This window comes from Micromonospora sp. NPDC049102 (assembly GCF_043197485.1).
In the GTDB taxonomy this organism is placed as follows: domain Bacteria; phylum Actinomycetota; class Actinomycetes; order Mycobacteriales; family Micromonosporaceae; genus Micromonospora.
Map to the genome: position 1 here is coordinate 14,968 of NZ_JBICTE010000035.1, position 13,321 is coordinate 28,288.

Here is a 13,321-nt window from a genome sequence, read left to right on the forward strand (position 1 = left end):
TCGGTAGGTCGGCCCGGTGCTCGGTAGCGTGGTCAGGTGCCTCCCCAGATCCCGCACGTCGACCCCGGCACCCCCGACACGCGCGGTCCGATGCGGTACCTGTGGTGGCTGGTCCGCTGCCAGCCCTGGCGGGTGCTGCGCGGCAGCCTGCTCGGCACGGCCTGGATGGTCGGGCTCTCGGCCCGGCCCTACCTGATCTACCGTGCCGTCGACGACGGCCTGCGCGCCCGCGACAGCCGTGCCCTGGCGCTGTGGGTCGTGACGATCATCGTGGCGGGGGTGGCGTTGTCGTACCTGGGCATCATGCGACACCGCACGATGACATTCATCCGGGAGGACGCCAAGGCCCGCTCGGCGGAGGTGCTGCTGCGTCAGCTGTCCCGCGTCGGCGCGGGGCTGCAGCGCCGTACCGCAGCCGGTGAGGTGGCCACCGTGGGCGGTTCCGACATCGACTGGTCGGCGCAGGTGCTGACGCTGACCGGGCCGGGCGTCGGCGCGATCGTCGCGTACGGGGTCATCGCCGTGGTGCTCTGGTCGATCTCCCCGCTGCTCGCGCTCTGCGTGCTGGTGGGGGTGCCGGCTGTCGGTCTGGTCGTGGGGCCGCTGCTGCGCCGGCTGGAACGCGCCGAGTCCGTCTACCGTCGGCAGCAGGGCGCGCTCACCGCCAGGTCCGGCGACATCGTGGCCGGGCTGCGCGTGCTCGCCGGGGTGGGCGGCCGGGATCTGTTCGCCCGACGGTACGCGGCCCGCTCCCAGGAGCTGCGCGCCGAGGGCTACCGGGTCGGGGCGGTCAACAGCTGGATCGACGCGGCGACTGTCGCCATCCCCGGGTTGTTCCTGGCCGCGGTGGTCTGGCTGACGGCGCGGATGGCGGTGAGCGGTGCCGTCACGATCGGCGAGCTGGTCGCCGTCTACGGCTACGTGGCGACCCTGATCGTGCCGGTCTGGTTTCTGCTCGAGGGCAGCCACCAGTTGATCCGGGGGCGGGTCGCCGCCCGACGCATCGCCGACCTGCTCAACGTGACAGCGGACGACGTCGGGGGCCCGGGTCGCCGGTGGCCGTCCGCCGTCCCCGAGGCGCGTCACCCGCACGCGGCGGCCGCGCCGACCGGCCCCGCCGACCTGCACGACCCGATGACCGGGCTGACCGTACGCGCCGGTCAGCTGACCGCGGTGGCGGCCGACGACCCGGCGGCGGCCGACGCGCTGGCCGACCGGCTGGGCCGGTACGTCGTCAGCGACACCACCTGGGGCGGCGTACCGCTGGCCCAGGTCGCCCTGGACGAGGTCCGCGCCCGGATCCTGGTCGCCGACCACGACTCGTACCTCTTCGCCGGGACGCTGCGCGACGTCCTGCGCCCCGGGGCCGACGACGAACGGGTCGGCGACGCCCTGCGGACCGCCTCGGCCGACGACATCGTCGACGCGCTCCCGGCCGGGCTGGACACGCCGCTGGACGCCCGGGCCCGGACGCTCTCCGGCGGTCAACGCCAACGGATACGCCTGGCGCGGGCGCTGCTCGCCGAGCCGGAGGTGCTGATCCTCGTGGACCCGACGTCGGCCGTGGACGCGCACACCGAGGCACGGATCGCCGAGCGGCTGTCGACCGCTCGGGCCGGCCGGACCACAGTGGTGCTCGCCACGTCGCCGCTGCTGCTCGTCCGCGCCGACGTGGTCGCGCTCCTGAGCAAGGGCGGGATCACCGCCACCGGCACCCACGATGGCCTGCTCGAATACGTGCCGGCCTACCGGCGCCTGGTGGCCCGGGGCAGCGCGGATCTCGACCAGCCGGCCGACACCGACACCGACGCCGACGCCGACGCCGAGGAGGTCTACCGGTGAGCCGGCTGCCGGTGGCCGACCGGGGCACCGTAAGCCGTGCCCTGCGGGACATGATGAGCCGCCACCGCCGGGCCGTCGGCGTCGTACTGGCGTTGCACAGCGCCGCCGCGCTCGCCGGGCTGGCCCCGCCCTGGCTGCTGGGCGTCATCATCGACCGGGTCACCGCCGGCGCCGGCGCGGCCACCGTGGACCGGCTGGCACTGGCGATCACCGGCTGTGTTCTGGTGAGCGCCCTGCTCTCCCGCTACGCCCAGTACGCCGGCCACCGCTTCGGCGAACGCGCCGTCGCCGAGCTGCGCGAGCAGTTCGTCAGCCGCACGCTCGGGTTGCCCGTCTCGGTCGTCGAGCGCGCGGGCTCCGGTGACCTGGCGACCCGCAGCTCGGTCGACGTGGCGACTGTCGGCACCACGGTCCGGGACGTGGCGCCCACCATCGTCATCGCCTCGGTGCAGTTGACGTTGCTGTTCGGCGCGGTGTTCCTGCTGCATCCCCTGCTCGGGCTCGCGGCGCTGGCCGGGCTGCCGTCGATCGTGACGGCGACCCGCTGGTACCTGCGGCGCGCCAGCTCCGCGTACCTCGCCGAGGGCGGCGAGGCGGCCGAGTTGACCGAGGCGTTGACCACCACCGCCGAGGGCGCCCGCACGGTGGAGGCGCTGCGGCTGACCGACGACCGCATCCGGTACGGCACCACCCGCGTCGCGCGTCTGTGGCAGGCCCGCCGGGCGACGCTCGCGCTGCGTACGGTGTTCTTCTCCATCGTCGAGGCCAGCTATCCGCTACCGATCGCCCTGGTCCTGCTCGTCGGCGGCTATCTCCTCTCCGCCGACCTGGTGTCGCTCGGGTCGGTGGTCGCCGCCGCGCTCTACCTGCAACAGGCCATCGACCCGATGGACCGGCTGCTCCAGTGGACCGAGCAGGCACAGCGTGGCTTCGCGTCGTACGCCCGGGTGCTCGGCGTGGGCCTGGTCCCGCCCGAGCCGCCCGGCACCACGGTCACCTCGCGGGGCGAGCGGCTCGTCGTCCGCGAGGCGCGGTTCTCGTACGCCGACGGGCACGACGTGCTGCACGGCATCGACCTGGAGGTACGGCCCGGGGAACGGCTGGCCGTCGTCGGCCCGTCGGGCGCGGGCAAGTCGACACTGGCCCGACTGCTCGCCGGGATCGACGCGCCACGGCAGGGCGTGGTCAGTATCGGCGGCTGCCCCGTCACCGACCTGGAACCGGCCGAACGACGACGGCGGATCGCCCTGGTCACCCAGGAGCACCACGTCTTCATCGGCTCGGTCCGCGACAACCTGGCGTTCGCCGCCCCGGACGCCACCGACGAGCAGATGCTCGCCGCGCTGGCCACCGTCGGCGCGGACTGGTTCGACGAACTACCCGACGGTCTGGACACCGCGCTCGGCGACGGTGCCCGGCGACTCGGCGCGGCGGAGGCCCAGCAGGTGGCGCTGGCCCGGCTGGTGCTCGCCGACCCGCACACGCTGATCCTGGACGAGGCGACCGCCGCGCTCGACCCGAGCACCGCCCGGCGGACCGAGCGGGCCCTCGCGGCCGTACTCGTCGGCCGAACGGTCATCGCCATCGCGCACCGGCTGAACACCGCGCACGACGCCGACCGGGTGGCCGTCCTGGCGGACGGCCGGATCACCGAGATCGGCAGCCACGACGAGCTGGTGACGGCCGGCGGGGCGTACGCGGCGCTCTGGCGCTCGTGGCACGCCCACGCCGACGGTCGCTGACCGGTGCTACTTCACCGCCCCGGAGGTCAGGCCGGCCTGGATCTGACGCTGGAACACCGCGTACACGATGATCATCGGAAGGATGGCGATGGTCAGCGCGGCGAACAGCCCGGACCAGTCGGCCTCGTAGCCGGCGTTGACCGAGATGTCGGCGATGCCCTGGGTGAGCACCCACTTGTCCTTGGCGTTGGAGAGCAGCACCAACGGGAGCTGGTACTGCGCCCACTGCCCGATGATGTTGAAGATCGCCACGCTGATCAGGCCCGGCTTCGCCATCGGCATCATGACCTGGAAGAACAGCCGGGTGTGCCCGCAGCCGTCGATCATCCCCGCCTCGGCGACCGAGGACGGCAGCGTCTTGAAGAACGCGGCCAGGAAGAAGATCGTGAACGGCAGCGAGTAGGCGATGTAGACCAGGATCACGCCCTGGTAGGTGTCCAGCATGCCCAGCTGCTTCACCACGAAGAACAGCGGCACCAGGGCCAGGAACACCGGGAACGCCAGCCCCGAGACGAACAGGTAGTAGATCGCCCGGTTGCCCCAGAACTTGTACCGCGCCAGCACGTACGCGGCCATCGAGCCGAGCAGCATGGTGCCGAAGGTGCTGCACGCGACCACGAAGACGCTGTTCAGGAAGTACCGGCCGACGTTCGCCTTGGTCCACGCCCGGCCGAAGTTCTCCCAGCGCAGCTCCGCCGGGAGCGTCCACGGGCTGCTGAAGATCTCGCTGGTGTTCTTGAACGCGGCGAGGAACGTCCACAGGATCGGGACGATCACGATCACCGCCCACACGGCGAGAGCGATGTGCCCGAGGCTGGCGAAGAGCCGTACCTCCGAGCGGGGACCCCTGCCACGCCGACCACCGGTCGCGGACCCCTCGCCGGTCTTCGGAGGTAGCGCCGCCGGCGTCGGCGGCAGCGTCGACTGCGGGTTCATCAGTACTCCACGCTTTCCCGCTTGGTGAGCCGCAGCGTCAGCGCCGCGAACGTGAGGGTGAGGAAGAACAGCGCCACGCCCATCGCGGAGGCGTAGCCGTACTTCGAGTAGACGAACGCGTTGCGGTAGATCTCCATGGCCAGCACGGTGGTGGCACCGTCCGGGCCGCCGCCGTCGACCGAGAGCACGGCCACGATGGCGAACGCGTCGAACGCCGCGATGCCCAGGTAGACCCACGCGACCTGGAGGGTGTCCCAGAGCAGCGGCAGGGTGACCCGGAAGAACAACGTCACCCTGCTCGCCCCGTCCATCTCCGCGGCCTCGTAGATCTCGCCCGGGATGGAGGCCATCCCGGCCGAGAAGAGCACCACGTAGAAGCCGACGGCCTGCCAGACCAGCACCGCGAGGATCGACCACAGGGCCAGGTTCGGCCTGATGAGGAAGAGGATCGGCTCCAGGCCGAACTTCATCAGCACGCCGTTGATCAGGCCGGACTCGTTCGGCCGGTAGACCATCTGGAACAGCACCGCGATGATCGCCACCGCCAGGACCTGGGGGAAGAAGAACACCACCCGGTAGAACTTCGCCCCCCAGACCCCCTGGCGTTGACCGCCACTGCTCTTGCCGCCCACGTTGAGCAGGAAGGCGAAGAACAACGCGATGGCGATGGTGATCAGCGGCAGGGCAAGCAGCAGTACGCCGTGGTGCTGGACCGCCTTCCAGAAGGCGCCGTCGTCGAGCAGCTTCCGGTAGTTGTCGAAGCCCACCCACTGCGGGGCGGAGAGCCCCCGCCAGTTGGTCATCGAGATCTGGAACGCCTGCGCGTACGGCCAGATCACGAAAGTCACGTACAGCGCGACCGGGGGGAACAGGAACCCGATCACGAATGGATACTTGCCGTGCCGCATGACCCTAGCTCCGATCGATCAGCGCTTGAACTTGGCGACCGAGCTGTCCTTCTTGATCGCGTCGGCGCGCTTCTGGATCCGCTCCACGAAGGCGTCCGCGTTGATCCGGCCGAACATCAGCTCGTTGGTGGCGCTGCGCGCCTCCGTGTCGAGCTCCTTGTACCAGCCGTCGAAGTACAGGTTGAACACGTCCTGACCGGCCGCCTTGAGCGCGGCCTGCGAGCTGGCCACACCGGGCGGGAAGGCGAAGCCCTCCGAGCCGGCGGTGACCACGGTCGGGGCCTTGACGACCTCGGTGAAGCCCTTCGCACCCGCCACGGACAGCATCTGGCGCATGTACTCCAGACCGCCCTTGGGGTTCTTGCTCTTGGCCGAGACGAAGTAGCCCTCGCCCGCGGTGGCCCGCAGCGCGGTGGCCGGCAGCTTGTCCGACGCGGTTAGGCTCGGCACCGGCATGAGCTGGTAGTCGAAGCCGGCCGGGGTGTCCTGCTTCTGCTCACCCTCCAGCCAGTCGCCGCTGGGGTACAGGGCCACCTTGTACTGGTTCTGCCGCAGCTGCACGTCGGTGTGCTTGAGGCCCTCGAAGCTCTTGTCGCTGAACTTCGCGCCGACCTCGGCCCACGCCGTCGCGGCCTGCTTGACCGCGTCCTGCTTCCAGGCGCCGTCCTCCAGGTTGTCGATGTTCTTCAGCACGTCGACGCCGCCGATCTTGGCAGCCTGGGTGAGGATCACGTTCCACTGGTAGTAGGCCGCGTTCGCGCCCGCGTACCCGTAGGGCGTGATGCCCTTGGCCTTGATGGCGGTGAGCAGCTTGATGAAGTCGTCCCAGGTCTTCGCCGGGGCCCAGCCGTTGTCCTTGAACAGCTTGGCCGAGTACCAGATGCCGAAGACGGTGGAGACGTAGTACAGCACGTACGGCTTGCCGTTGAACGAGCCCGCCTCGACGGTGCCCGGCACCACGGTGTCACGGACCTTCTTGGTGGCGTCGTCGACCGACGGGGCGTCCCACAGCTCGGTGAGGTCCTGGAGCTGACCGTCGGCGACGAGCGAGCCGAAGTCGATCAGCTTCTCGCCCGAGTTGTTCACGAACTCCGGCGGGTTGCCGGACGCGAACCGCGGCTGGAGCACCGTGGAGACGGCCTGCGTGGACTGGTGCTTGATCTCCGCCTTGGGGAACGCCTTCTTGTACAGCGGCTCGTGCACGTCGGTCGCGTACTTCTCGCCGTAACCGCCGTTGAAGATGATCACCTCGATGGGAGCGTCGTCCTTGACGCCCAGCGGGTTCTTCTCGCTCTTGGTACCTTCGGCGGCCTTCTCGTTGTCCTTGTCACCGCCGCTGCTCGTCGCGCAGGCGCTGAGCAGGCCGATGGCCGGAGTGGCGAGCATGCCCACGGCGGCGGCGCGACGAAGCACCGTGCGGCGGTCGAGCGCGGCCGGGTGCTCGGGGGTAATCGACATCGTCGTCTCTCCTTGTGGAATTCGGGTCAGGCGGTACGCCGGAGACGCCCGGCGTACCGCGACTCGAGGGCGATGTTGTGCTCGTCCCCGCCGGGGACGTTGGCGGAGAGGTAGATAGGGGGCACCTCTCCGGCCTGGTGGAACCGTCGTACGACCTCGGCGGTCAGCAACTGCGCCAGCAGCGCCGTGGTGACCGAGGAGACCGCACAGACCGCGCCGCCGCCCTCGAGCGGCAGCAGTGCGTCACCGTACGGCGCGCCGTTGTCCAGCACGACGTCGGCAAGGTCGGCGAGCCGTTGACCGGACGGGTGCCGTGGCGCCACCCGCGCGGTGTGCTCGACCGAGGTGACCGCGATCAACGGGTGACCGCGTTCGGTGACCAGCGCCGCCAGCTCGACCACCGAGCCGTTGATGCCGGACTGGGACGCCACCACGAACACGTCGCGCGGCTGGGGCGCCGCGAGCGCGTAGATCTGGTGGGCGATGGAGGGATCACGTTCCAGCTTCGGGTCGGCGAGCACGTCGCGTGGGGCGTCGCCGTGCACCACCAGGTCCCGTACCGACAGCCGGTTCGTGGGGACCAGCCCGCCGGCGCGGGCGACCAGCTCGGCGGCGAACGCCTCGGAGTGCCCGGCCCCGAACGCCTGGAGCACGCCGCCGGCGCGCAGGCTGTCGGTGATCAGGTCGGCGGCCCGGGTGATCCCGTCGGCCTCCGAGTCGAGCAGCCGGTCGAGCACCGGGCGGACGGCGTCCGCGTACCCCTGTGCACTGATCATGAGAGGTTTCCCTTCGCGGCCTTGTGCCCGTCGACGGCCTGCGCGGTACGCCGGAAGGCCGCGTGGGCGCGGTCGTGGGTGCGCTGGGCGACGGCGATGTAGAGCAGGTCGAGCACCACCAGTTGCGGGTGGCGGGCGGAGAGCGCGTCCGGCCGGAAGGTGGTCGCCTGGCTGGCCGTGAGCAGCACGATGTCGGCCAGCTCGGCCAGCGGTGAGCGGGGGAAACCGGTGACGGCGAGGGTCGTGGCGCCCCTGCTGCCCGCCTCGGCGAGCATCTCGATGGTCTCCCGGGTCTGGCCGGTGTGCGAGATGCCGAGCGCGACGTCGCCGGCGCCGAGCAGCGCGGCACTGGCCAGCCCCTCGTGCACGTCGCTCCAGGCCCAGGCGGCCACCCCGATGCGGTGCAGGCTGAACTGCATCTCCTCGCCCACCAGAGCGCTGCCGCTGGCCCCGAAGATGTTCACCCGGTTGGCGCCGGCGATGGCCACCGCGGCGCGCTCCACCTCGCCGAGGTCGAGCAGCGCGGCGGTGTCGTGCATGGCGCGGGTGTCGGCGGCCATGATCTGGTCGAGGACCCGGACGAGGGGGTCGTTCGGCTGGATCTCGCGGCCGATGTCGACGGTCCAGCCGGCGGAGCGGGCCCGCCCGGTCTCGGCGGCGATCCCGAGGCGCAGGTCGGCGTACCCCTCGAAGCCCATCGCCCGGCAGAAGCGGGTGATGGTGGCCGGCGAGGTGCCGCTGCGCTCGGCGAGCTCCACGATGGTCGAGCGCGCCGCGGCCTCCGGGTCGCTGAGCACGTGCTCGGCGACCCGACGCAGCGCGCCGGTCAGCTCGCCGAGCCCGTTGCGTACTCGTGCCAGCACCCCGTCGGAGGCCGCACTCCTTCGGTCGATCGCGTAGGCGTCGACCACCGCGGTCCCCGCGGCGGTGTCCACCTCGTGATCAACCATGGGGCGCCTCAACTTTCCGAAAAGACTGTTAACTGTTAGTGGTAAAAGTTCTTACTGAACGGCCCTCCGTGTCAAGACTGTGGGCGAAGTTTTCAAACTGTTACCTGCCGCACAGCCCTTTAGGGCCCGCCCGGGTTGCCCCGGAGGGCAGTGCCGACCAGCATGAACAGGCCCATGACCGCGCAGAGCAAGGAGGCTCGTGCCGATGTCCGACACCGTCGTGGTCGGCCTCGACGTCGGGGGTACGTCCACCCGGGCGACCGCCCTGACCCTCGCCGGCGAACGCCTCGGCACCGGCAAGGCGGGCGGCGGTAACCCCACCAGCCACGGTGTCGAACGGGCCGCCGCCGAGGTGCTGAGCGCGCTGCGCGCCGCCCTCGCCGACGTCGACCCGACCCGGGTGGCCGCCGGCACCATCGGGCTCGCCGGCGCACCCCGACTCCTCGCCGACCCCGCCGGGCGCGCCGCCTTCGACCGCGCCTGGCACGACGCCGGCCTACGCTGCCCGTACGCCGTGCACGGCGACGCCCTCGTCGCCTACGCCTCGGGCAGCTCCGCGCCCGACGGGACGATCCTCATCGCCGGCACCGGCGCGATCACCGCCCAGGTCGTCGACCTGCGCCTGGACCGCGTCGCCGATGGACACGGCTGGCTGCTCGGCGACGCCGGGTCGGGCTTCTGGCTCGGCCGCGAGGCGGTCCGCCGGCTCCTCGCCGACCTGGACGCGGGGAACACCCCCGGCACCCTGGGCGCGGCCCTGCTCACCGAACTGGTGGGCAGCGCGGACGTCGCCTCCCGGCCCCGCGACACGGTCGACGCCACCGTCCAGGCCGTCACCCGTCGACCGCCGATCGACCTGGCCCGCCTGGCACCGCTCGTGGTCACCGCCGCGACCGACGGCGAACCGGTCGCCACCGCCCTGATCGCCGAGGCCGCCGCCCACCTGGCCGAGAGCGTCACCCGCATCCGCGTCGGGGAGTCGACGACGCCTGTCGTGCTCGGCGGCGGACTCCTCATCGCGGACACCCCGCTCGCCCGGGCCGTCCGCGCCGAGGTCGGTCAGCGCTGGCCGTCGGCACCCCTGCGCACCGCCGGCGACGGCGCCGCCGCGGCCGCCTGGCTCGCCGCCCGCGAACTCCCCGAGGTCACCGACCCGGCAGCCCTGCACGCCCTCCTCTTCCCCACCACCGGCTGGTGACCACCTTGCCCCGGGTGAAGAACCGCACCCCGTCCTCGCCGTGGGCGTGCAGGTCACCGAAGAGGGACGACTTCCAGCCGCCGAACGAGTGGTACGCCATCGGCACCGGGATGGGCACGTTGATGCCGACCATGCCGACCTCCACCTCGTGCTGGTAACGCCGGGCGGCCCCGCCGTCGTTGGTGAAGATCGCCGTGCCGTTGCCGTACGGGCTGGCGTTGACCAGTTCCACGGCCTCCTCCGGATGGTCCAGCAGCGCGTCGACGGCCTCGGCGGCGCCGTTGACCACGTTGCGCACCCCGTCGGGCAGGCCGGCCTCGGCGAACCACTCGGCCAGCAGCAGCGCCGCACTCGGGTCCTTCTCGCTCGGCTTGAGCACGACAGCGTCGCCGCGGGCGACCGCCACCGGCACGAACCACAGTGGCACCATCACCGGGAAGTTGAACGGCGAGATCACCGCCACCACACCGAGTGGCTGCCGGATCGTGTACGAGTCGACCTCGGTGGAGACGTTCTCGCTGAACGCGCCGCGCAGGGCCGACGGCAGGCCGCAGGCGTACTCGATGACCTCGAGGCCGCGTTGCACCTCGCCGGCCGCGTCGGCGAGCACCTTGCCGTGCTCGGCCGTGATCACCTCGGCGAGCCGGTCGCGGCGGGCGTGCACCAGCTCGCGGAACGCGAACAACACGGCCGACCGCTTCGCCAGCGACGCGTCGCGCCAGTCGCGGGCCGCGCGGGCAGCGGCCCGCACCGCGACGTCGACGTCCGCGGTCGAGGCCAGCTCGACCTCGGCGGTACGACGACCCGTGGCCGGATCGAACACGTCACCGCGCCGCTCGGACGTGCCGCCGACCCGCTTGCCGTCGACGAAGTGGCCGATGCTCGTGCCGCCCAGACCGCCGATGCTCATGCCGCCACCTGCGCCGACGAGCGGATCGCGTCGACGCGGGCCGCGTTCGCCTGGAGGTCGTGTGCGATCAGGTAGTCGAGCACCGCGTTACCGGCCGCCGTCGAGATCGGGTTGCCGCCGAACGTGGAGAAGCTGATTCCCTGCACCGCCTGGAGCACCTCGGCCCGGCCGACCACCCCGGCCAGCGCGAACCCGTTGCCGATGCCCTTGGCGAAGGTGAGCAGGTCCGGGGTGACGCCGTGCGCCTGGTAGCCCCAGAAGTGCCCCCCTTTACGCCCCCAGCCGGTCTGCACCTCGTCGGCGATGAACAGGATGCCGTGCTCGTCGAGGACCTTCTTCCAGCCCGCGAAGAGCCCGTCCGGTGGGTGGACGAAGCCGCCCACGCCCTGGATCGGCTCGGCGATCAGCGCGGCCACGTCGCCGGAGGTCTGGGTGGCGAGCACCTCGCGCAGGTCCTCCACGGCCGCGTCGACGAGCTCCTCGGCGCTGAGCCGCGCCAGCAGACCGCGTACACGGTCGCCGGAGTGCAACCAGGCAACCTGGAGTGGGTTGAGCACGCTGGCCGACCAGGTGCGGTTGCCGGTCACGCCCATGTTGGTCAGCACGCCGCCGAAGAAGTCCAGGTAGGTGCGGCCCTGCGCGTCGGTGACCCGGCGACCCGAGCCGGACACCAGCTCGATCGGCTCGGCGTAGTAGAGGGGCATCCAGGGCGGGAGCACGGCCCGGTGCCGGGCCAGCAGGTCATCGGTCATCGTGGCAACCCTCCAGCGGCGTTCGTGGATACCGCACGCTCCCACCGGCGGCCGGTGCGGACAACTGTCAGGGTGTAGCGCAGAGCGCGTACGACCTGACACTCACGCCGTTCGCGGGCGGCGCGGCAGGTGCAGTACGGCGGCGACCACCGCGAAGGCCGCCCAGCCGGCCCCCAGCGCGCCGGCCGACGAGACGTCCTGGACAAGGTGGTACGCGGTGAGGAACCCGACGAGTGCGAGACTGTTGCGGGCGAAGTGCCCGCTGAACTCGGACAGCTGGTGTCGCGCCTCGACGGCCACCAGCACCCCCGAGTACGGGAACGTCACCACCATGCCCCGCAACACGGCACCGAGCAGGGCGGTGAGGACCGTCCCAACGAAGATCACCACCAACTTGAGCAGCGGCGGCAGCGTGTCCGGACGCCCTTCGGCGCGGACGGTCACGCCTTCGGCGGCGGCCGCCTCGCCGATGCCGACGCCTTCGGCGGCAACAGCGGCGGCGGGGGCAGCGGCGGCGGCCGCTGCGCTGGCGGCGGCTTGCCGACGAGTGTGACCGCGTCGCAGGAGCATGGCCGCCAGCCAGAGCACGACCGTGCCGCCCAGGGCCGCCTCGAACGGGATGTCGACGGCCACCAGGCCGGCGCTCAGCGCCACGTAGACACCGATCCCCGCGCCGTCCGCTAGCAGGATGGGCCAGCGTAGCCGCTGGTAGGCGACCGTCACGGTGACGAAGAAGAGGTTGAGCCCCAGCACACCGAGCAGCTGCGCGCCGTCCACAGCGTAGGGGGTGCTGACCAGCGCGAGCGTCATCGGCACCGGAAGGCTGTAGACCAACGCCCGGAGCCGCACCGAACGGATCACGCTGACCGCCCAGACCACGGCCGTCACCAGCAGGACCGCGCTCCACGTCATGGTGCCGGCGTCGTGTCTCCGAAGACCGCCGCGCTCGCGCAGGCGTCGAACACGCGGGTGAGTCGCTCGACGTCCGTGCGGTTGACCGAGAACTGGTTCTCGCCGATTTCGCCGTGGGCGGTCATCCGGGCCTCCCAGCAGCTCGACGAGTCCCAGAGCGTCAGGTTGACGAGCAGGTGCGGGCCGACCGCGCCGAAGGGCAGCAGGCCCACCCGGACCCCCGCCGCGCGCTGGCGACCGACCAGGTCGGACAGCTCGTCGGTCAACGTGGCGTAGACGAAGACCCGGCTGATCCGGACGCCCCGGCGCAGGGCCTCGACGTTCGCCTCCCAGTAGCGGCGGCCGATCTCGCCACGCCACCAGCTCAGTTCCCCGCTCGCCCTGGGCATCACGTTGGTCAACGCGTCCAGACGGCGTACGCAGGCGTGGGTCGCGCCGAGCAGGTCCTCGTCCTCGTCGCCCCGCCGGATGACGCGCCCCTGCGCGAACTGTTCGGCCTCCAGCCGGAACTGCTCGTAGCGTCGCCGCGCCTCCACCGCCACCCGCGTACCGGCGTGCTGCTCCGTCGCCTCCCGCATGGCGACGACCACCTCCGTGGCGGTGTGCGCGAGCCATGGTGGACCGTCCAGCAGCGTCCGCAGGTGGAATCGGCGTTCCGCGCGGGCCAGCGAGTCCACCAGCAGCGAGATGGTGATGCCCATCAAACCGGCCAGCAGCGACTCCACGCCCGAGGCCGCGCCGGTGAGGTCGAGCAGGACGCTGAGGGTGATCGACAGTGTGATGCCGACCAGCGCCACCGGGTCGGTGTGCGCCACCAACCGGAGAAAGCCGCCCGAGGGGCCGCCCCAACCCCGCCGACGCGCACCGTCACGGGTCATCGAAGTCCCCCCATCAGCCGCTGCTGCCAGCGTAAACACCAGCTACAACAGCGGGCCGG

11 protein-coding genes and 1 pseudogene are annotated in these 13,321 nt (G+C 71.6%); 3 read left to right on the forward strand and 9 right to left on the reverse strand.

Annotated features, from left to right (window positions below):
• The first annotated feature begins 90 nt into the window (after nt 1–90).
• Together ACGFH9_RS26140 and ACGFH9_RS26145 are read left to right on the forward strand one after the other, a co-directional pair.
• The gene (locus ACGFH9_RS26140; RefSeq protein WP_393224265.1) at nt 91–1,842 is read left to right on the forward strand and encodes an ABC transporter ATP-binding protein; all 1,752 of its coding nucleotides are present in this window, start codon (nt 91–93) and stop codon (nt 1,840–1,842) included.
• A 50-nt stretch (nt 1,843–1,892) separates the two neighbouring features.
• Nucleotides 1,893–3,584 carry an ABC transporter ATP-binding protein gene (locus ACGFH9_RS26145; RefSeq protein ID WP_393224267.1) on the forward strand — a complete coding sequence of 564 codons (1,692 nt, stop codon included), beginning with the start codon at nt 1,893–1,895 and terminating at the stop codon, nt 3,582–3,584.
• A 6-nt stretch (nt 3,585–3,590) separates the two neighbouring features.
• Here ACGFH9_RS26145 and ACGFH9_RS26150 read toward each other — a convergent pair whose 3' ends face one another.
• From ACGFH9_RS26150 to ACGFH9_RS26170, 5 genes are read right to left on the reverse strand one after another with little or no spacing between them, the layout of a single operon-like run.
• On the reverse strand, nt 3,591–4,520 hold the full coding sequence (locus ACGFH9_RS26150; RefSeq protein WP_393224148.1) for a carbohydrate ABC transporter permease: 930 nt from the start codon (nt 4,518–4,520) through the stop codon (nt 3,591–3,593).
• Entirely contained in the window at nt 4,520–5,428 is a 909-nt protein-coding gene (locus tag ACGFH9_RS26155; RefSeq protein ID WP_393224150.1) for a carbohydrate ABC transporter permease, read from the reverse strand. The genes ACGFH9_RS26150 and ACGFH9_RS26155 overlap by 1 nt, the downstream gene beginning before the upstream one ends.
• 18 nt (nt 5,429–5,446) lie before the next feature.
• Nucleotides 5,447–6,886: an N-acetylglucosamine/diacetylchitobiose ABC transporter substrate-binding protein gene (ngcE, locus tag ACGFH9_RS26160; RefSeq protein WP_393224153.1), complete on the reverse strand. Its 1,440-nt coding sequence runs from the start codon at nt 6,884–6,886 to the stop codon at nt 5,447–5,449.
• 26 nt (nt 6,887–6,912) lie between these two features.
• Nucleotides 6,913–7,662 (reverse strand): SIS domain-containing protein, encoded by a 750-nt coding sequence (locus ACGFH9_RS26165; RefSeq protein ID WP_355052754.1) that lies wholly within the window; start codon nt 7,660–7,662, stop codon nt 6,913–6,915.
• The gene (locus tag ACGFH9_RS26170) at nt 7,659–8,612 is read right to left on the reverse strand and encodes a MurR/RpiR family transcriptional regulator (RefSeq protein ID WP_393224157.1); all 954 of its coding nucleotides are present in this window, start codon (nt 8,610–8,612) and stop codon (nt 7,659–7,661) included. The genes ACGFH9_RS26165 and ACGFH9_RS26170 overlap by 4 nt, the downstream gene beginning before the upstream one ends.
• A 205-nt stretch (nt 8,613–8,817) precedes the next feature.
• Between ACGFH9_RS26170 and ACGFH9_RS26175 the strand changes: the two genes are divergently transcribed.
• Nucleotides 8,818–9,810 (forward strand): N-acetylglucosamine kinase, encoded by a 993-nt coding sequence (locus tag ACGFH9_RS26175; RefSeq protein ID WP_393224159.1) that lies wholly within the window; start codon nt 8,818–8,820, stop codon nt 9,808–9,810.
• Here ACGFH9_RS26175 and ACGFH9_RS26180 read toward each other — a convergent pair.
• The 4 genes and pseudogenes from ACGFH9_RS26180 to ACGFH9_RS26195 all read right to left on the reverse strand — a co-directional run bounded on the left by ACGFH9_RS26180 (nt 9,758) and on the right by ACGFH9_RS26195 (nt 13,262).
• Nucleotides 9,758–10,720 (reverse strand): aldehyde dehydrogenase family protein, encoded by a 963-nt coding sequence (locus ACGFH9_RS26180; RefSeq protein ID WP_393224161.1) that lies wholly within the window; start codon nt 10,718–10,720, stop codon nt 9,758–9,760. The genes ACGFH9_RS26175 and ACGFH9_RS26180 overlap by 53 nt on opposite strands.
• Nucleotides 10,720–11,472, reverse strand: a pseudogene (locus ACGFH9_RS26185) (aminotransferase class III-fold pyridoxal phosphate-dependent enzyme); the annotation flags it as partial. The pseudogene ACGFH9_RS26185 and the gene ACGFH9_RS26180, both read right to left, overlap by 1 nt.
• 102 nt (nt 11,473–11,574) lie before the next feature.
• Nucleotides 11,575–12,384 (reverse strand): hypothetical protein, encoded by an 810-nt coding sequence (locus ACGFH9_RS26190; RefSeq protein ID WP_393224164.1) that lies wholly within the window; start codon nt 12,382–12,384, stop codon nt 11,575–11,577.
• Nucleotides 12,381–13,262 carry a hypothetical protein gene (locus tag ACGFH9_RS26195; RefSeq protein ID WP_393224166.1) on the reverse strand — a complete coding sequence of 294 codons (882 nt, stop codon included), beginning with the start codon at nt 13,260–13,262 and terminating at the stop codon, nt 12,381–12,383. The genes ACGFH9_RS26190 and ACGFH9_RS26195 overlap by 4 nt, the downstream gene beginning before the upstream one ends.
• Nucleotides 13,263–13,321: the final 59 nt, after the last annotated feature.

Excerpts from the sequence above, each read along its gene's own strand:
- ACGFH9_RS26140 (WP_393224265.1), top strand. The coding sequence starts at position 91 with ATGCGGTACCTGTGGTGGCTGGTCCGCTGCCAGCCCTGGCGGGTGCTG.
- ACGFH9_RS26150 (WP_393224148.1), bottom strand. The coding sequence starts at position 4,520 with ATGAACCCGCAGTCGACGCTGCCGCCGACGCCGGCGGCGCTACCTCCG.
- ACGFH9_RS26155 (WP_393224150.1), bottom strand. The coding sequence starts at position 5,428 with ATGCGGCACGGCAAGTATCCATTCGTGATCGGGTTCCTGTTCCCCCCG.
- ACGFH9_RS26195 (WP_393224166.1), bottom strand. The coding sequence starts at position 13,262 with ATGACCCGTGACGGTGCGCGTCGGCGGGGTTGGGGCGGCCCCTCGGGC.
- ACGFH9_RS26180 (WP_393224161.1), bottom strand. The coding sequence starts at position 10,720 with ATGAGCATCGGCGGTCTGGGCGGCACGAGCATCGGCCACTTCGTCGAC.
- ACGFH9_RS26170 (WP_393224157.1), bottom strand. The coding sequence starts at position 8,612 with ATGGTTGATCACGAGGTGGACACCGCCGCGGGGACCGCGGTGGTCGAC.
- ACGFH9_RS26175 (WP_393224159.1), top strand. The coding sequence starts at position 8,818 with ATGTCCGACACCGTCGTGGTCGGCCTCGACGTCGGGGGTACGTCCACC.
- ACGFH9_RS26145 (WP_393224267.1), top strand. The coding sequence starts at position 1,893 with ATGATGAGCCGCCACCGCCGGGCCGTCGGCGTCGTACTGGCGTTGCAC.
- ACGFH9_RS26190 (WP_393224164.1), bottom strand. The coding sequence starts at position 12,384 with ATGACGTGGAGCGCGGTCCTGCTGGTGACGGCCGTGGTCTGGGCGGTC.
- ngcE (WP_393224153.1), bottom strand. The coding sequence starts at position 6,886 with ATGTCGATTACCCCCGAGCACCCGGCCGCGCTCGACCGCCGCACGGTG.
- ACGFH9_RS26165 (WP_355052754.1), bottom strand. The coding sequence starts at position 7,662 with ATGATCAGTGCACAGGGGTACGCGGACGCCGTCCGCCCGGTGCTCGAC.